We start from the raw sequence: 16417 nt of genomic DNA, 5'->3' as shown, positions 1-16417 counted from the left end.
ACACCGATGCGCCCGAAGGTGGTCTTGGCTTCGTACAAGCCATAGTCGATGTCGGCGCGCAGGGTGTGCAGCGGAACGCGGCCTTCGCGGTAGAACTCCGAGCGGCTCATCTCCGCACCGCCGAGGCGGCCCGAGCACTGCACCCGGATGCCTTTGACGTTGGGCTGACGCATCGCCGACTGGATGGCCTTACGCATCGCCCGGCGGAACGCCACCCGGTTGCTCAACTGCTCGGCAACTCCCTGGGCGACTAATTGTGCTTGGGACTCAGGGTTTTTCACTTCGAGGATGTTGAGCTGAACCTGCTTGCCAGTCAACTTTTCCAGGTCGGCGCGGATGCGGTCCGCCTCGGTGCCGCGACGTCCGATCACGATGCCCGGGCGCGCGGTATGGATGTCGACCCGAACCCGGTCACGCGTGCGTTCGATTTCCACGTCGGCGATACCTGCGCGCTCCAGCCCGCTGGACAGCAGCCGCCGGATCGCGACGTCCTCCTTGACGTACTCGGCATACTGCTTGTCGGCATACCAGCGCGACTTCCAGTCGGTGGTGATGCCCAGCCGGAAGCCGTGCGGATTGATTTTCTGGCCCACTACTGCGAGCCTCCCTTCGCTTCAGAAGTCTCTGAAGAAGTCTGCGAAGTCTCGCTGGACTTCGTTGCGGATGCTTTCTTCGCGGGCGCCTTCTTCGCAGGCGCCTTGGCGGCGGTTGCCTTCTTTTCCGGTGCCTTTTTGACAGGCGCTTTGGCGGACGCCTTCTTGGCGGGCGCTTCCTTCGCAGCCGCCTTCTTGGCGGGCGCTTCCTTGGTGGCGGCGGCCTTGCTGGCCTGGGCGCGGCGGGATCGCGACGACTGAGCGGCCCGCTGATCCTTGACCGGCCGGCTTTCGACCACCACCGTGATGTGGCTAGTGCGCCGACGGATCCGGAAGGCGCGCCCCTGAGCGCGCGGGCGGATGCGCTTGGCGGTCGGGCCGTCGTCGGCGTGGACGGTGGCCACGACCAGGGTGGCCGGGTCCAGGCCGTTGTTGTTCTGCGCGTTGGCGGCAGCGCTGGCAATCACCTTGGCCACCGGCTCGCTGGCCGCCTGCGGTGCCCAGCGCAGGATGTCGAGCGCCTCGGCCACCGGCTTACCGCGGACCAAGTCGATCACCCGGCGCGCCTTCCTCGGCGACACCCGCACGAACCGGGCTTTGGCGACCGCCGACGGGAATTCGGTAGCGGCGGTCATCGGCGCCTGGCCTTCCGGTCGTCTTTGATGTGTCCCTTGAAGGTGCGCGTCGGCGCGAATTCGCCCAACTTGTGGCCCACCATCGCCTCGGTGATGAACACTGGCACATGCTTGCGGCCGTCATGCACGGCGAAGGTGTGGCCGACGAAGTCCGGGATGATGGTCGACCGCCGCGACCAGGTCTTGATGACCTGCTTGGTGTTCTTCTCGTTCTGTGCGTCCACCTTCTTGAGCAGATGGTCGTCGACGAACGGACCCTTCTTCAGGCTGCGTGGCATCGGCTGCTCCTAGCGCGAGTGTTTCTTGCCGGTGCGCCGGCGTCGGACGATGAGCTTGTCGCTGGGCTTGTGACGCCTGCGCGTACGGCCCTCGGGCTTGCCCCACGGGCTGACCGGGTGACGGCCACCGGAGGTCTTGCCCTCGCCGCCGCCGTGCGGGTGGTCCACCGGGTTCATCACCACACCGCGGACCGACGGGCGCTTGCCCTTCCACCGCATCCGACCGGCCTTGCCCCAGTTGATGTTCGCCTGCTCCGCGTTGCCGACCTCGCCGACCGTGGCGCGACACCGCACGTCGACCCGGCGGATTTCACCACTTGGCATCCGCAGCGACGCGTAAGTGCCTTCTTTGCCGAGCAACTGGATGCTCGACCCGGCCGAGCGGGCCAGCTTGGCACCGCCGCCTGGCCGCAGCTCCACGGCGTGGATCAACGTACCGGCCGGGATGTTGCGCAGCGGCAGGTTGTTGCCCGGCTTGATGTCTGCGTTGGGTCCCGACTCCACCACATCGCCCTGCGAAAGACCCTGCGGCGCAATGATGTAGCGCTTCTCGCCGTCCAGGTAGTGCAGCAGCGCGATGTTGGCGGTGCGGTTGGGGTCGTATTCGATGTGCGCGACCTTCGCGTTGATGCCGTCTTTGTCGTTGCGACGGAAGTCGATGATCCGGTACGCGCGCTTGTGGCCACCGCCCTTGTGCCGGGTGGTGATCCGGCCATGCGCGTTGCGCCCACCATGGCCGTGCAACGGGCGCACCAACGACTTCTCCGGGGTCGAGCGGGTGATCTCCGCGAAATCGGAGACGCTGCCACCGCGACGGCCGGGAGACGTCGGCTTGTATTTGCGAATTCCCATCTCTGCTAAGTCTTTCTATCCTCGGCTACGCCGGTGCCCCGAACAGGTCGATCGGCTTGCTGCCTGGCGCCAGGGTCACGATGGCGCGCTTGGTGTTCTTGCGCTTGCCGTAGCCGCTCCTGGTGCGCTTGCGCTTACCCTGCCGGTTGGCGGTGTTGACCGACACCACCTTGACGGAGAAGATCTTCTCTATCGCGATTTTGATCTGCGTCTTATTCGAGTCAGGGTGCACCAAAAACGTGTAGACGTTGTCGTCGATCAACCCGTAGGACTTCTCCGAGATGACCGGCGCCAGGATGATGTCGCGGGGGTCGGTGACGGTCGCCATTAGGCCGAAACCTCCTCAGCGCTCGTGCTGTTGGCAGCGATGTAGGCGTTGAGCGCCTCGACGGAAAAAACCACGTCGTCGGCGTGCAGCACGTCATAGGTGTTGAGCTGGTCAGGCGCCAGGACGTGCACGCCGGGCAGGTTGCGCACGCTCTTGGCTCCGGTTTCGTCGCTGCGCCCGATGACTACTAGGACCTGCTTGCGGTCGGTCAGCGTGGCCAGAAACGCCTTGGCGCTCTTGGTCGACGGGGTCTGACCCGACACGATTTCGGTGACCGCATGGATGCGGCCGTTGCGTGCCCGGTCCGAAAGCGCACCGCGCAACGCTGCGGCGATCATCTTCTTCGGGGTGCGCTGGCTGTAGTCACGGGGCTTGGGACCGTGCACGGTACCGCCGCCGGTGAACTGGGGGGCCCGCACCGAGCCCTGCCGGGCGCGGCCAGTGCCCTTCTGCCGGTACGGCTTCCGACCGCCGCCGCGCACCTCGCCGCGCGTCTTTGTCGAGTGTGTGCCTTGGCGGGCAACCGCCCGCTGCGCGGTGACCACCTGGTGCATCAACGGGATGTTGGCTTCGACGTCGAACAGCTCCGCCGGCAGTTCTACCGAGCCCTCAGTCTTGCCGTCCGGCGTCTTGACCTCAATCTTGATGGCTGCCATTACTTTTCACCCTTTTTGATCGCGGTGCGCACCATCACCAGGCCGCCCCTGCGCCCGGGGATGGCGCCCTTGATCAGCAGCACGCCGTTCTCAGCGTCGACCTTGTGCACCAACAGGTTCTGGGTCGTCACGCGGTCGTTGCCCATCCGGCCGGCCATCCGGGTGCCCTTGAACACCCGCGCCGGGGTAGCGCAGCCGCCGATCGAACCTGGGCGTCGGTGTACCGCCTGAGCGCCGTGGCTGGCGCCCTGCCCGCGAAACCCGTGCCGCTTCATGGTGCCGGCAAAGCCCTTGCCCTTGGAGGTGCCGGTCACGTCGACGTAGCTGCCGTCGGTGAAGATGTCGGCGGTCAACTCCTGGCCCACCTGGTACTCGGCGGCCGCCTCCGGGTCGTCGAGCCGCAGCTCGGCCAGGTGCCGGCGCGGGTTGACACCGGCGGCGTTGTACTGACCGGTCAGCGGCCGGTTGACCTTGCGCGGACTGATTTCGCCGTAGGCCAGCTGAATGGCGCTGTAGCCGTCGCGCTCGGGAGTGCGGATGCGCGTAACCACATTCGGCCCGGCCCTGACCACCGTCACCGGGACAACTCTGTTGTTCTCGTCGAACACCTGCGTCATGCCCAGCTTGGTGCCGAGAATGCCTTTCCTCGCCATTGCTTCGGAAACTCCTACTGGATGTTGACGTCGACGCTGGCCGGCAGATCGATGCGCATCAGCGCGTCCACCGTCTTCGGTGTCGGATCGAGGATGTCGATCAGCCGCTTGTGGGTGCGCATTTCGAAGTGCTCCCGCGAGTCCTTGTACTTGTGCGGGGATCGAATGACGCAGTACACGTTCTTCTCGGTCGGCAGCGGCACCGGACCGACCACGCTGGCACCCGTGCGCACGACCGTCTCGACGATCTTGCGCGCCGAGGCGTCAATGGCCTCGTGGTCGTAGGCCTTGAGCCTGATGCGGATCTTCTGTCCCGCCACGCGTCTCCTACCTCACTCTTCCCATGTCCTCGACCCGGTGTGCCCAGCGCCGATCGAACTTGCTCGATCCACCGCCGCGCCGGATATTGCGCCGCTGTTTACCTGTCCTGGTCCACCGGTCCCCGCGCTCGGGTGTGTCGCCCACGCACAGCCTCGTTCGCGTTCAAAATCGTCGCGCTCCGAGGTTGGGACCGGACGCGCCCGTGAGGGCGCCGGTCGGATGCCTGGCCAGGCGCGAACCCGGCGCAAGGCAACCTGAACAGTATGCCCTAGATCATGGTATTGGCCAAATCTTCAGCCGCCCGGGCGCAGCGGTTTCTTACTCCCCAGTGAGGTGAGCGGCATGCCCGGTCCGAGCGTTACCGATCAGGCTTGGCAGCGTCTGTCTGGCCTCACGGGCGGCACGCGGCTGTTCTCGGCGGCGGCGATGGCGCGGTTGCCGGCTGAGACTGCGGTAGTGGCGGCGAGACTGCGGTAGTGGCGGCGAGACTGCGGTAGTGGCGTCGAGGCTGCACGTACCGCGCCTGTCGAGCACGATTGCACGCCATGACCGCAGTCTCGGCGCGCCGCCGCAGGCCCCTAGCGCTTTCCTTTCAAACTCGCCCAGAACCGGCATTGGTGCGACTCGGCGAAGTTGCTGACCACCCTGCTGCCGTCAGGCCGCAGCGACATGTATGGGCTGTGCGCCGGATCGCCGCCCAGCGGCGGCCAGCCGGGTTGGCCGGCCGCTTTGGGTACGCCGGTCGTGACGAACTGCGTCCAGTAATCGATCATCTGGATGGACAGCTGGCGCTGGGCCGGGCTCAGCGCGGGCGCCCCGCCGACCGCGAACAGGTAGCGCAACTCCAGCGAGTGGCTGGCACCGACCGGGAACGGCGCACGGCGCAGCGGGTTGGGCGCCGGAGCCCCGCGGTCGTCGAATTCATAGGCATACACCGGCGGTCCCCGACGCAGCCCTTCGGCCATTCGGTCAGCGACGCAAGCGAATACACCGTCGGTCACCGCGGCGGCGTAGGCGAGCGACACGTCGCCGCCGTAGCGCTCGGGTGGATAGTGCGACACCACCGCTCGACCGTCAGGACCGAAAATATCGGCCAGCACACGTGGATACTCCGCGGCCGTCATGGTGCGGCCAAGCCTCAGATACCGCAGCGCGGTGAACATCGTGAATTCGTCCTGGTTGGTGCCGATCAACACCGGAACCTTGGCTGCGCGGCCAGCGACGATCGCCGCGACCGGGTTGACCGGCAGCGTCGCTGTCCCGGTCGCCGGACCCGACAACGAGTCTGAGTCGCCGATCCGCACATACCATGGCGGTCGGGCCAGCTTGGTGGCCGGCAGCGCGCGCAAGCACTGCGCGGCGGTGCCGGGATCGGCGCATCCCACCGACGCCGCATAGTCCAGGCTGCTGCGCTGCGCGGTCGCTAGGTCGGCCTGCGCCTGGCACGGACCGCTTTGCATGATTGCCGCGCGGAACAGCCCAGCCGATCCCGGTGCCACCAGGTGATCGCACGCCGACATCGCGCCGGCCGATTCCCCGGCGATGGTGACTCTGGTCGGATCCCCGCCGAAGTCGGCGATGTTGTCGCGTACCCAGCGCAGTGCCGCTTGCTGGTCGGCCAACCCGTAGTTGCCGACACGATCGCCCTCGCCGAGCGACGGGTGAGCCAGAAATCCGAGCGCGCCCAACCGGTAGTTGATGGTGACGACGACGATGTGGCCCTGCCCCACCAGCCACCGCGAGTTGTAGATGTCGCCGCTGCCGTTGACGAAGCCGCCGCCATGGATCCACACCATCACCGGATGTTTCTCGGCGGTCGCCTTGAGCGGTGGCGTCCACACATTGAGTGTCAGGCAGTCTTCGCCGGTCGCCTTTCGGCCGCGGCTTTCTTGCATGCACTGCGGGCCCGGCTTACTGGCATCCCGCATCCCATGCCACGGCGCCGGCGGATGCGGCGGCTGCCAGCGCAGCGGCCCCACCGGGGGCGCCGCGTACGGAATTCCTTGGAACAGCCGGTAATCGGCAGCCACTTGACCACGCACCAGACCAAAGGCGGTGCGGACTACGCCGGCGTCTGCTGGGCCCGTGCGATCCGAGGCCGACTTTTGCCGTGGCAGAACGCCGCCATGACCGCATGCCGCCACCAACATCGCGGTCACCAACACCGCGATGGCCCCCACGCGTGGTAGTGCGATTCGCACGAAACCGAGCCTAGGACAAGGCGGGGCCAACGGATCGACGCAAACCGCTCCCCCCGCGTCGCAAATCCCTGACACTGATGACAGCCCAGCGACGCGAGGAGTCCGATGAGCACACCGATCATTGACGAGGCTGCGAAGGTATTCGCCGACCCGACCGCCTACACCGACGAGCCACGCCTGCATGCGGCGCTGGCTCATCTACGCGTCCACGCCCCGGTGTCGCTGGTCGATTGTCCGCCCTACCGGCCGTTCTGGGCGATCACCAAACACGCCGACATCATGGAAATCGAGCGGGCCAACAACTTGTGGATCAACGAACCCCGGCCGCTGCTGCAGACCGCGGAGAACGACGACATCGCGCGGGCCCAACTAGAAGCGGGGACTGGCCTGCGCACGCTGATCCACATGGACGACCCGCAGCACCGGGTGGTGCGGGCAATCGGCGCGGACTGGTTTCGGCCCAAGGCGATGCGGGCGCTGAAGGTCCGCGTCGACGAACTGGCCAAGATCTATGTCGACAAGATGGCCGCCGGCAACGAGTGCGACTTCGTGCAAGAGGTTGCCGTCAACTATCCGCTGTACGTCATATTGTCGCTGCTGGGCCTACCAGAATCGGATTTCCCGCGGATGCTAAAGCTCACCCAGGAGCTCTTCGGCGGCGACGACGCCGAATTCAAACGCGGCAACACCCCCGAAGAACAACTCCAGGTATTGCTCGATTTCTTCGGCTATTTCAGCGCTCTCACCGCATCGCGGCGTGCGCAGCCAACCGAGGATCTCGCGTCCGCGATTGCCAATGCCCGCGTGGACGGTCAACCACTGTCGGACGTCGAGACCGCCTCGTATTACGTAATCATCGCCACGGCCGGCCATGACACCACCAGCGCGACCATTGCCGGTGGCCTGCATGCGCTGATCGAAAACCCCGATCAGCGAAAGCGACTCACCGACAACCTGGAGCTGATGCCGCTAGCCGTCGAAGAGATGATTTGCTGGGTCACTCCGGTCAAGGAATTCATGCGCACCGCCACCGAGGACACCGTCGTCCGCGGTGTGCCGATCGCCAAAGGCGAGTCGGTCTATCTGTCCTACGTTTCCGGCAACCGCGACGAGGCGGTGTTCGACGACCCGTTCCGCTTCGATGTGGGGCGTGATCCCAACAAGCACTTGGCTTTTGGATACGGGGTGCACTTCTGCCTGGGCGCCGCACTAGCCCGGATGGAGGTGAACAGCTTTTTCACCGAGCTGCTACCGCGGCTGAAATCTATTGAGCTGAACGGCGAGCCGGAACTTATCGCTACCGTATTTGTCGGCGGTCTGAAGCACCTGCCGATCCGCTATCAGTTGCGGTGATGCTCTTGCTTTGCTCGCGGTGCACGTACAGGAACCCGTCGACTGCTGCATAGGCGCACTCGCGGTAGTCGAAATCAGGCAAGGTGGATAACCGGCCCAAAACCAATGGGCCGATCAGGAGCGCGATCGCGCGGGAGCGATCGATCTCGCCCAGTTCGGCCGCCTCCGGGCTATCGAAAATGGCATCGAACGGGGCCGCGTACTGCTGGGCGATGCGTTCCCGCAGGCTGCTCAGCGCAGGGCTATCGGCGGTGTGACGCGGTTCGGGCAACTGCTCGAGGTCGCCGCCCAGCGCCATCCAGGACATCGCGGTCAGCATGCCGGGCGCCTCCGCGATCAACTCCGCCTCGGCCAGTACCAAAGCGATGAGCCGGTCGCGCAGCGAACCTTCGTCCGGCGGCATCGGCGCCGGCGGGAGTAGGCTGTTAAATGCAGCTGCCAGCAAATCATTTCCGCTTGGGAAGTGGCGGTACAGAGTGGCTCGGGCCACGTTGGCGCCACGAGTGACCGCATCGATGGTCACCGCACTGGGCCCCCCAGACCGAAGCAACGCGGTGGCGGCTTCCAGCAAACGAGCGCGAGAACGCGCTGGCCGCGGATCGGTACTCCGGTCGGCGATGTGGACCACCTCCTGTTTCGAACAAGACTAGCCGTCTATCTACGAGACTGTTAGTCTCGAAAGTGCCTAGCCACCGCAAAGGAGGCACGTCCTATGGTCGACACCCTCATTCGGCGTGACCAGCCTAGTGGTGCGGTGGGTGGCGTTGCGCTAATCGGGGATCGCGCACGAATCTGGACACTGACCGTCGCCTGCATCGGCGTGTCGCTGGTAGTCGCGTCGATGGTCGCGCTCAATACCGCGCTAAGCGATATCGCCAAGGTGACGGGCGCAACCCAGTCAGAATTGAACTGGGTGGTCGACGGATACACGGTGGTGCTTGCCTGTTTGCTGCTGCCCGCCGGAGCGATCGGCGACCGCTATGGCCGGCGCGGCGCATTGCTGGTCGGCTTGCTCATTTTTTCGGCTGCCTCGGTGACACCGGCGGTATTCGGCAGCCCCATGCAGATCATCGTGGCCAGGAGCGTGGCCGGTGCTGGCGCTGCGTTTGTGATGCCGGCGACGCTGTCGCTGCTGACCGTGGCCTATCCGAAAGAGGAGCGAATGAAGGCCGTTGGCATCTGGGCCGGTGTCGCCGGGTCGGGTGGAGTTTTCGGCATGTTCGGTTCTGGCCTGCTACTTCACTTTTGGCACTGGCAGTCGATCTTCTGGGCACTGGGTGCTGCAGGTGGGGCGCTTTTCGTGCTGGCGTGCACGGTGTCCTCGTCGCGCGAGGCCGACGCTCCGCGAGTCGATTGGCTGGGAGCGGCGCTCATCGGCGCCGCCGTCGCGGTGCTAGTGTACGCAATCCTCGAAGCCCCCACCCGAGGGTGGGGCAATTCGGTGGTGTGGGGCGGAATCGCTGCCGGGCGGGCGGTCGCGGCGATATTTGGGGTTGTCGAATTGCGGCGCCCGCAACCGTTGCTCGATGTCCGGTTGTTCGGTGATCCCGGTTTCGCCACCGGCGTAGGAACAATCGCCATTCTGTTCGGTGCGACCTTCGGGTTCTTTTATCTCGGCATGCAATACGTCCAGCAGATCATGGGCTACTCGCCCTTGATGACCGCGCTGGCCTTCGGTCCGTTCATGGTGCCCTTGGCGACGTTGTCGGCGTTGTCCTTCTGGTACGTACCGAAGCTGGGTCTGCGGCTTGTGCTGGTCGTAGGCATGCTGATGATGTCGGTGGGATTTGTGTGCATGGGCGGGCTCGCGCTGCATTCGTCGTATTTCGACCTGGCTTGGCCAGCGCTGATCCTCAGCGGTGGGATCGGATTATGCACCGCGCCAACGACGTCGGCGATCATGGGCGCGGTTCCCGACGAAAATCAGGGTGTGGCTTCGGCCGTCAACGACACCACCCGTGAGCTCGGCGCGGCGCTGGGAATCGCCGTCGCGGGCTCGATACTGGCCGGACGCTACACCCAAGAGCTGGTGCCGCGGTTGACGGCATTTCCCGACGCGGTTCGCCGTCCGGCTTCAGACTCGCTGGCCAAGGCAGTCCAGGTCGCAAGCCGGCTTGGGCCCCAAGGTAGCCATCTGGCAGAGGTCAGCAAGGCGTCGTTCTTGACGGCGATGCACGCTTCGACGATGGTAATGGCGGTAATCGTGGCCGTTGCCGCGCTGCTGATCGGCCTGTGGGCCCCCGGCCGCGACGGCCGCCAACTGCGGCTGGTGCGCCGTGCACGAGCCAGCTCGCGCATCTCATTCGATGAACTCGGCGGCCCGGTGCGCGAGCATCACAATAGTGGCGTGCGGTCCGCGGCTGGTGATCGCCGGCAGAATTGAGCCGTCGACCACCCAGAGGCGCTCGATACCGCGTACCCGGCAACGATGGTCGACCACGGCAGCGGGGTCCTGCTGGCTGCCCATCGGCGCACTGCCGCACAGATGTTGCGACGTCGACCACAACGGTGCCCCGACTTGGGCGGCTGCGCCTGCTAGTTCCCGCGCAAGTTCGCTGCCCCGACGCAAAGCGGCGACGTCGTCGGCCTCGCTGTCATAGCGTTGCTCAATGCGCGGCGGCACAAGCGGATCGGCAGAGACCAGGGTGATGCGGCCGCGCGCTCGTGGCTGCATGAGCGCTACCCCGATATGCGGCCAATCTGGGTAACCGGTGCCGCCGCCGCCCACCATAGCGACGAATCCTCCTGTGTATGGCCGTATTTCAATGCCATCGGTAGTGCTCAGTACCACTTCGAGCACCGGGCGCTGGGGGGCCACCGCCCAGCTGGTGGGCAACACCCATTCGGGGTGGTCGCTGCAACTCATCCCGACCGGCAGCGGTACCAGCACGCGCACGCCGACGGCTCGCGACATGGCCTCGTCCCCGACACCCGACAGCATCAACAAGTGCGCCGATTCAATTGCACCTGCGCACAAGACGATTCGATCAGCAGCTGCTGCGATCGCCCCTCCAGGGCCGATCGCGTCGACGCCGACTGCCCGGGTGCCGGAAAACCGTAGCCGTATCGCCCGTGTTCGCTCCAGCAGCGTCAGGTTGGTCCGGTTCAGCGCGGGCAGCAGAAACCCGGCCCCTGACCCCGTGCGGACACCGTCGACGATATTGAGCGGGACAGCACCAACGCCGGCGGGCATTCCACATTCGGCTCCGATATCGTTGAGGTCATCGATCCAGCCAAAACCGGCGCGCTGCGCAGCAGCTATGAAAGACTCTGTGGTGCCGACGAATTCACGCGTGCGTCGAACTGGGATCGGGCCGTTACGGCCGTGTGCCGGACCATCGAAGTCTAAATCGGTCTCGATCGCGCGGAAGTGGTCCAGTACATCGGCCCATCGCCATCCCGGCGCCTCGACCCTGTCGAAGTCACGTGGCAACCCACGGCAGAAATAGCCACCGTTGACCGCCCCAGAACCACCGACAGTCGCACCACGCACAATCGGCATTCGGCGAGCTGGCCGCTCGGTGAGCTGAGCATCATAACGTTGGACCAGCGGGCTGGCTGCACCGATCGGCAGTTGCAACCCGTTGGTGGTCTGCGCCAGCAGCTCGGGATCGGTGAGCGCCACACCGGCCTCTAATACCGTCACCACGCAACCGGGGTCGCGGGAAAGTCTTTCCGCTACTACCGATCCAGCGCTTCCCGCACCCACGATCAGCACATCGCTATGCGGGATGGCTGCGGTCAAGGCCGCGGTCAGGGCCGGATCTGCGGCTTGAGGGGCCCGAGGTTGTGCTCCCGCACTACCCCGCCCCACACACCAAGGCCGTAGGCCAGATCGTCCAGGCGCTTGAGCGCCAGGTAGGGCAGCAGCCCGACCGGTTTGATGTCGCCGTCGCTCTCGATCTTGTGATTGGCCCAGTCCACGACCCCATCGATGATCGCCGCGATGATCACCGCCCGCCGGCAGTGCCGGGACACGATGGCGGCGGCGAGCGCGACGGGCCAGTAGTGCCGGCAGACGGCTGACGCCAATTGCAGCGCGGCGGACCACAACCCGCGTGCCGCGACGACCGCGACATCCCAAACACGAGTTTCGGCGCCCTGCATCTTCTTGGCTATGCGTCGGCCCGTGAGCGCAGCGACGGCCAGCGACGCCAGATACCCGATCGTCGAGCCGATCGCCAACAGAATCCACATGGCCAGCGCCGAGCCGGAAATCACCAGCGGTGCTGTTTTGTCTGGATGACGCGCAGAAAGCGGAGCCGCAGAGCTGCCGTAAAAGGCTTTGCGCAAAAGCCAATCCCGCAGCTGCGTGCGGTGATCGTGCGCCACGAGCGCGATCGGCTCGTATCGCAGCCGGGCACCGGATTCCACGAGCCGCCAGCACAAGTCGACGTCCTCGCCGGCGCGCAGCGTCTCGTCGAACCCGCCGCCCTCACGAAGCGCCTTGGTCCGGCAGATGATCGCTGCGCTCGGGACATACGACACCGGCCCATAGGGGATCACCGGCGCTTCCCGCTGACCCAGGTCCAGCGATGAACGCACCACTTCATAACGCGCGAGCAGATGGTCGCTTTGCGGCAGACCGACGATCCGCGGCGCCACAAGCGCGACGGTAGGGTCACAGAAATGGCCGAGAAGGGCTTCCAGCCAGCCTCGGCGCGGCACCACGTCGGAATCCAGGAAAGCGACAAAGTCGGTCGAGCAGGCGGCTAGCCCGGTGTTGCGCGCGGCGGCCGGTCCTCTGCTTCGGGGATGACGAAGCACCTCGATATCAGCGCCCGTCCCGGTAAAGTCGTCTCGCTCGACCGGGACGGCCGAGCCATCGTCAACAATGATGATGCGCAGCCCACGTAGCGACGTCACAAGCCGTCGCAGTCCAGAGGCGTTGTCGCGCACCGGGATTACCACTGTCACGTCGCGGTGCGACGGGCCGCCCGCTGGGCGGGGATGAGCCACGGTCGCATCCAGCAGGGTCCGGGCCAGCTCTGCGCTGAGCGCGTCATGGACCTTCAGGCGACCACCGTCGAGCATGTCTCGGGCAACGGGGGCCAATCGCAGCAGCCGGGTAGGGGACCCACCGAGCAGGGCGGAGCCCTCACCGAGCACTCGTACGCGGCGGTCGACCTGCACAGCGAACCCGTCTGGCAGTCGGCTCTGGGTCATGTCAGCATCCCGTCGGCGCCGGGAGCCCAACGCGCGATCCGGCGCACACAGCCATCGACCATTTCAGCAAGGATCCGCTCGCCCTCCGCTGCTGTCGCCGTTGTCGGGTCGCCCAATACCCCGACTTCACTGACGGCTGCGACGCCGCCGCGGCGCATCGACGGCAACAGCTCTGCCAACGGTGCACCGTTGCCGGCGCACATCCGGTCAGTCCGCACATCGGCTGGCGAAAGGTGCAGCAGCACAGAGGTTTCCGTGTGTCCCGCGTGCGCGTCGGCATCAGGCGCGGCGCACGGGCACCACCCGGCGTCGCGCCCCTCGCTCCGCAGCCGAGTAACTGCCTGACGCAAGGCGGCCACGTTGCCGCCGTGGCCGTTGACGAAGGCAAGACGCTGGGCCCAGCAGGTGGCCGACCTACCGTACTCCACCAGCAGCGCGGTCAGCGCCTGGGTGCCGATCGAGATTGTTCCGGCGAAGCTCTGGTGCTCGCCGGCGTCGCCGTACGCGATGGCCGGCGCCACCAGCCAGTGCGCCGCGTCCGGCGGCTGCTGACCGAGGCGCGCGGCAGCATCTCGCGCGACCGCGGTCGCGATCCGCGTGTCGGTGTCCAGCGGGAGGTGGGGGCCGTGCTGTTCGGTGGACCCCACGGGGATAAGGACTGCTGGCAGCATGTTGCGTAGCTGGCTCGACGTCACGCTCCCGAGTTCGGCGAGGACAGCCACTTGCCGATGGTAGGACGAATTCACCTGGCGTGCATCGGTTGTTGGCTCTCGGGACAAGTTTTTTCCGGTCACCTCAGCCACGGCCGCCCCGTCCGCATCAGTATTCCCGCGACCGATCTGTTGGCCCTAGCGGTCCCCGGTCGCGGGGACGCCAAGCGGACGGGAAAACCCCGGGGGAACCACGACGTCATCCGGGCCGGGATCGTGCACCGAGGCGTGTCCGAGTCCCATCAATGCGGAGTCGATCCCGGCCCGCAGGATGTCGAGCACGTTTTCCACCCCCGGTTGGCCGGCCGCGGCCAGGCCCCACAGGTAGGCGCGGCCGATCATCACCGCACGGGCACCCAGCGCCAGCGCCTTGACCACATCGCTGCCGCGCCGGATACCGCCGTCCAGCAACACCTCGATCTGGTCGCCGACCGCGTCGGCGATGGCAGGCAGTGCCCGAATGGTGGCCGGTGTGCCGTCCAAATTGTTGCCGCCGTGGTTGGACACCGAGATCGCCGAAACCCCAATATCCACGGCTTTTTTAGCGTCGTCGACCCGAATGACACCCTTCAGCATGAATGGGCCGCCCCACAGTTCCCGCAACCAGGCGATGTCAGCCCAGGTGGGCGGTGGAGTCGCCATCCATTCCCCGTAGGCGGCAAAGAACGGTGGACCGGGCTCGCCGGGTTTGCCATGGTTGGGCACCCGCAAGTTCGGCGGACGCATGGTCTTGGCGTACTTCCACAGCCAGCCCGGCCGAGTAATCGCTTCCGGCGACAACCGCAGCATGGTGCGCAGGTTCATGTCCTCCGGGATCTTCGGGCTACCCCAGTCGCGTCCGTGCGAGAACGTCCAGTCGGTAGTGACGATCAAACCCACCGCACCGGCTTGGCGTGCCCGTTCGACCCGCTCGGCGATGGCGTCCCGACCGCCTAGCCAGTACACCTGGAAGAACAATTTGTCACATGCCGCGATGACTTCCTCGATCGGTTTGCTGGCAAACGAGGACAACCCCATTGCGGTGCCGCGCGCCGCGGCCGCTCTCGCCACCGCGACCTCACCGTCCGGGTGCACCGCTTGCACACCGGTGGGAGAAATGACCACGGGTAGCGAAATCTGCTGTCCCATAACGGTTGTAGATAGATCACGTTTGCCCGCGGCACCCACAACGTGCGGCGCGAAACCGAGCTCGCTGAACGCCTCGACGTTATCGGAAACTGTCACGCCTTTTTCACTGGCGGCAATCAGCGAGGAGTAAACCGACTTTGGGAGCCGGCGCTTGGCTCGCTGCTGGGCGATGGCGACTGTCTCAAACCAAAGATCGCGGGCCATGTCTACACCGGGCTCTCGTTGCAGAGCCGTTTCGGCCGGCGGGTGGTCAGCGTCAGCGGCACCGGTCCGGCGCCTCGGTGCGAGTGGTCACCGGCCGGGCGTGGCTTGACCCGTTCGCGAGCCAGCGCGGCCACGCCGTGGCCTTGCACGCATTCGGGATCGGGTCCGTCGATCGGCAGACCGGTGAAGAACTTGGCCGCCATGCAGCCGCCGCGGCAGCTGTCGTAGTGGCTGCAGCTGCCGCACGCGCCGGCCGACTGCGGCTCGCGCAACTCACGAAACAGCGGAGCGTTTTTCCAAACGTTGTCAAACCCGCCGTCCGACAAGACGTTTCCAGCAAGGAAGCGCTCATGGATGGCGAACGGGCAGGCGTACACGTCACCCACCGGGTCGATCAGGCACACCACCCGCCCGGCCCCGCACATGTTGAGGCCCGCCAGTGCGCCCGGTGCGCCCAGGCCCGACAGATGAAAGAAGGAGTCACCGGTCAGGACCCGTTCTCCCTTGGCGACCAACCAGTCGTATAGCCGGATCTGCTGGTCGGCGGTCGGGTGCAGCTCGTCCCAGACATCGGCCCCGCGACCTGAGGGCCGTAGCCGGGTGATCCGCAGCGTGGCGCCGTAACGGCTTACCAGCGCGGCGAAATCGTCGAGTTGGTCGATATTGTGCCGGGTCACCACGACGGAGACCTTGGCATCGGAAAACCCTGCCGCGGCCAGGTTTTCCAGCGCCCGCACCGCCATCACGTAGGAGCCAGGTCCGCGGATGGCGTCGTTGACTTCCGCGGTCGCGCCGTCGAGCGAAATCTGAACGTCGACGTAGTCGCTGGCGGCCAGTCGGGCGGCCACCTTCGGGGTGATCCGTACACCGTTGGTAGAGAACTTCACCCCGACGTGGTGCTCGGTCGCGTATTCCACTAATTCCCAAAAGTCCGGTCGCACAGTGGGTTCCCCACCACCGATGTTGACGTAGAACACCTGCATGCGTTCCAGCTCGTCGATGATGTCCTTGCATTCCTTTGTGGACAGCTCCCGCGGGTCGCGTTTGCCCGACGACGACAGACAGTGCACGCAGGCGAGGTTGCAGGCGTAGGTCAGTTCCCAGGTCAAGCAGATCGGCGCGTCGAGCCCGCGTTCGAACTGCTCGACAAGCCGCGGGACAGCCGTCGTCACGTGCTCTCCCGCGGAATGATCATGTTGGAGGCGGCGAGCACGCCGAGCGCGTTCAGGTAGGGCGCCAATTCGGTGTCGTCGAGTCCTACTGCGAGACAGGCAGTTCGGACGTCCGGGTGATCGTCTAGTGACTGCACAACCGCGACAATGGTGCGATTCTTCAGAAA

Annotated in this window: 18 protein-coding genes; 2 read left to right on the top strand and 16 right to left on the bottom strand. The window is 65.8% G+C overall.

Annotated elements, in window-relative coordinates; genetic code table 11:
• The 9 genes from rpsC to ACFE99_RS12940 form a co-directional block, all read right to left on the bottom strand.
• Positions 1-593 (bottom strand): 30S ribosomal protein S3 (gene rpsC / locus ACFE99_RS12980; RefSeq protein WP_375485863.1); only part of this gene is annotated, 593 nt, incomplete at its 3' end.
• Positions 593-1228 carry a 50S ribosomal protein L22 gene (gene rplV / locus ACFE99_RS12975; protein ID WP_375485861.1) on the bottom strand — a complete coding sequence of 212 codons (636 nt, stop codon included), beginning with the start codon at positions 1226-1228 and terminating at the stop codon, positions 593-595. The genes rplV and rpsC, both read right to left, overlap by 1 nt.
• Positions 1225-1506, bottom strand: coding sequence for a 30S ribosomal protein S19 (gene rpsS, locus ACFE99_RS12970; protein WP_083089147.1), 282 nt, complete (start codon positions 1504-1506; stop codon positions 1225-1227). Before rpsS ends, rplV begins: the two co-directional genes overlap by 4 nt.
• A 9-nt stretch (positions 1507-1515) precedes the next feature.
• A complete protein-coding gene (rplB, locus tag ACFE99_RS12965) occupies positions 1516-2358 on the bottom strand; it encodes a 50S ribosomal protein L2 (protein ID WP_375485858.1) in 843 nt (280 codons plus the stop codon).
• Between the two features lie 25 nt (positions 2359-2383).
• On the bottom strand, positions 2384-2686 hold the full coding sequence (gene rplW / locus ACFE99_RS12960; RefSeq protein ID WP_375485855.1) for a 50S ribosomal protein L23: 303 nt from the start codon (positions 2684-2686) through the stop codon (positions 2384-2386).
• Complete coding sequence (rplD, locus tag ACFE99_RS12955; protein ID WP_375485853.1) at positions 2686-3342, bottom strand: 50S ribosomal protein L4; 657 nt, start codon at positions 3340-3342, stop codon at positions 2686-2688. The genes rplW and rplD overlap by 1 nt, the downstream gene beginning before the upstream one ends.
• A complete protein-coding gene (gene rplC / locus ACFE99_RS12950; RefSeq protein ID WP_375485851.1) occupies positions 3342-3995 on the bottom strand; it encodes a 50S ribosomal protein L3 in 654 nt (217 codons plus the stop codon). Before rplC ends, rplD begins: the two co-directional genes overlap by 1 nt.
• Before the next feature lie 14 nt (positions 3996-4009).
• Positions 4010-4315 (bottom strand): 30S ribosomal protein S10, encoded by a 306-nt coding sequence (gene rpsJ, locus ACFE99_RS12945; protein ID WP_003873519.1) that lies wholly within the window; start codon positions 4313-4315, stop codon positions 4010-4012.
• 579 nt (positions 4316-4894) lie between these two features.
• Positions 4895-6466 (bottom strand): carboxylesterase/lipase family protein, encoded by a 1572-nt coding sequence (locus ACFE99_RS12940; protein ID WP_375485867.1) that lies wholly within the window; start codon positions 6464-6466, stop codon positions 4895-4897.
• A gap of 156 nt (positions 6467-6622) precedes the next feature.
• Between ACFE99_RS12940 and ACFE99_RS12935 the strand changes: the two genes are divergently transcribed.
• Complete coding sequence (locus ACFE99_RS12935) at positions 6623-7870, top strand: cytochrome P450 (protein ID WP_375485841.1); 1248 nt, start codon at positions 6623-6625, stop codon at positions 7868-7870.
• Here the strand turns inward: ACFE99_RS12935 and ACFE99_RS12930 are convergent.
• Entirely contained in the window at positions 7815-8498 is a 684-nt protein-coding gene (locus ACFE99_RS12930; protein ID WP_375485839.1) for a TetR/AcrR family transcriptional regulator, read from the bottom strand. The two genes, ACFE99_RS12935 and ACFE99_RS12930, sit on opposite strands and share 56 nt — an antisense overlap.
• Before the next feature lie 84 nt (positions 8499-8582).
• Here ACFE99_RS12930 and ACFE99_RS12925 point away from each other — a divergent pair, with 84 nt between their 5' ends.
• Positions 8583-10253 carry an MFS transporter gene (locus tag ACFE99_RS12925; RefSeq protein WP_375485837.1) on the top strand — a complete coding sequence of 557 codons (1671 nt, stop codon included), beginning with the start codon at positions 8583-8585 and terminating at the stop codon, positions 10251-10253.
• Here the strand turns inward: ACFE99_RS12925 and mftG are convergent.
• The 6 genes from mftG to mftB form a co-directional block, all read right to left on the bottom strand.
• Entirely contained in the window at positions 10170-11615 is a 1446-nt protein-coding gene (gene mftG, locus ACFE99_RS12920; RefSeq protein ID WP_375485835.1) for a mycofactocin system GMC family oxidoreductase MftG, read from the bottom strand. The genes ACFE99_RS12925 and mftG overlap by 84 nt on opposite strands.
• A gap of 8 nt (positions 11616-11623) precedes the next feature.
• Positions 11624-13036 (bottom strand): mycofactocin biosynthesis glycosyltransferase MftF, encoded by a 1413-nt coding sequence (gene mftF / locus ACFE99_RS12915; RefSeq protein WP_375485833.1) that lies wholly within the window; start codon positions 13034-13036, stop codon positions 11624-11626.
• Positions 13033-13782: a mycofactocin biosynthesis peptidyl-dipeptidase MftE gene (gene mftE / locus ACFE99_RS12910; protein ID WP_375485831.1), complete on the bottom strand. Its 750-nt coding sequence runs from the start codon at positions 13780-13782 to the stop codon at positions 13033-13035. Before mftE ends, mftF begins: the two co-directional genes overlap by 4 nt.
• Positions 13783-13884: 102 nt before the next feature.
• A complete protein-coding gene (gene mftD / locus ACFE99_RS12905) occupies positions 13885-15078 on the bottom strand; it encodes a pre-mycofactocin synthase MftD (RefSeq protein ID WP_375485829.1) in 1194 nt (397 codons plus the stop codon).
• A 2-nt stretch (positions 15079-15080) separates the two neighbouring features.
• Positions 15081-16250 carry a mycofactocin radical SAM maturase gene (mftC, locus tag ACFE99_RS12900; protein ID WP_375485827.1) on the bottom strand — a complete coding sequence of 390 codons (1170 nt, stop codon included), beginning with the start codon at positions 16248-16250 and terminating at the stop codon, positions 15081-15083.
• Positions 16247-16417: mycofactocin biosynthesis chaperone MftB (gene mftB, locus ACFE99_RS12895; protein ID WP_375485865.1), on the bottom strand; the 171-nt coding region annotated here is incomplete at its 5' end. The genes mftB and mftC, both read right to left, overlap by 4 nt.

Origin of the sequence: uncultured Mycobacterium sp. (assembly GCF_964249325.1) — a bacterium.
Classification (GTDB): Bacteria; Actinomycetota; Actinomycetes; order Mycobacteriales; family Mycobacteriaceae; genus Mycobacterium.
This window is presented reverse-complemented; position numbering and strand designations above follow the sequence as displayed.

Bases quoted from the DNA above. Each gene is read 5' to 3' on its own strand.
- rplV (WP_375485861.1), bottom strand. From the start codon at position 1,228: ATGACCGCCGCTACCGAATTCCCGTCGGCGGTCGCCAAAGCCCGGTTC.
- rpsS (WP_083089147.1), bottom strand. From the start codon at position 1,506: ATGCCACGCAGCCTGAAGAAGGGTCCGTTCGTCGACGACCATCTGCTC.
- rplC (WP_375485851.1), bottom strand. From the start codon at position 3,995: ATGGCGAGGAAAGGCATTCTCGGCACCAAGCTGGGCATGACGCAGGTG.
- rplW (WP_375485855.1), bottom strand. From the start codon at position 2,686: ATGGCGACCGTCACCGACCCCCGCGACATCATCCTGGCGCCGGTCATC.
- rplD (WP_375485853.1), bottom strand. From the start codon at position 3,342: ATGGCAGCCATCAAGATTGAGGTCAAGACGCCGGACGGCAAGACTGAG.
- mftF (WP_375485833.1), bottom strand. From the start codon at position 13,036: ATGACCCAGAGCCGACTGCCAGACGGGTTCGCTGTGCAGGTCGACCGC.
- ACFE99_RS12935 (WP_375485841.1), top strand. From the start codon at position 6,623: ATGAGCACACCGATCATTGACGAGGCTGCGAAGGTATTCGCCGACCCG.
- ACFE99_RS12925 (WP_375485837.1), top strand. From the start codon at position 8,583: ATGGTCGACACCCTCATTCGGCGTGACCAGCCTAGTGGTGCGGTGGGT.
- mftD (WP_375485829.1), bottom strand. From the start codon at position 15,078: ATGGCCCGCGATCTTTGGTTTGAGACAGTCGCCATCGCCCAGCAGCGA.
- ACFE99_RS12940 (WP_375485867.1), bottom strand. From the start codon at position 6,466: ATGTTGGTGGCGGCATGCGGTCATGGCGGCGTTCTGCCACGGCAAAAG.
- rplB (WP_375485858.1), bottom strand. From the start codon at position 2,358: ATGGGAATTCGCAAATACAAGCCGACGTCTCCCGGCCGTCGCGGTGGC.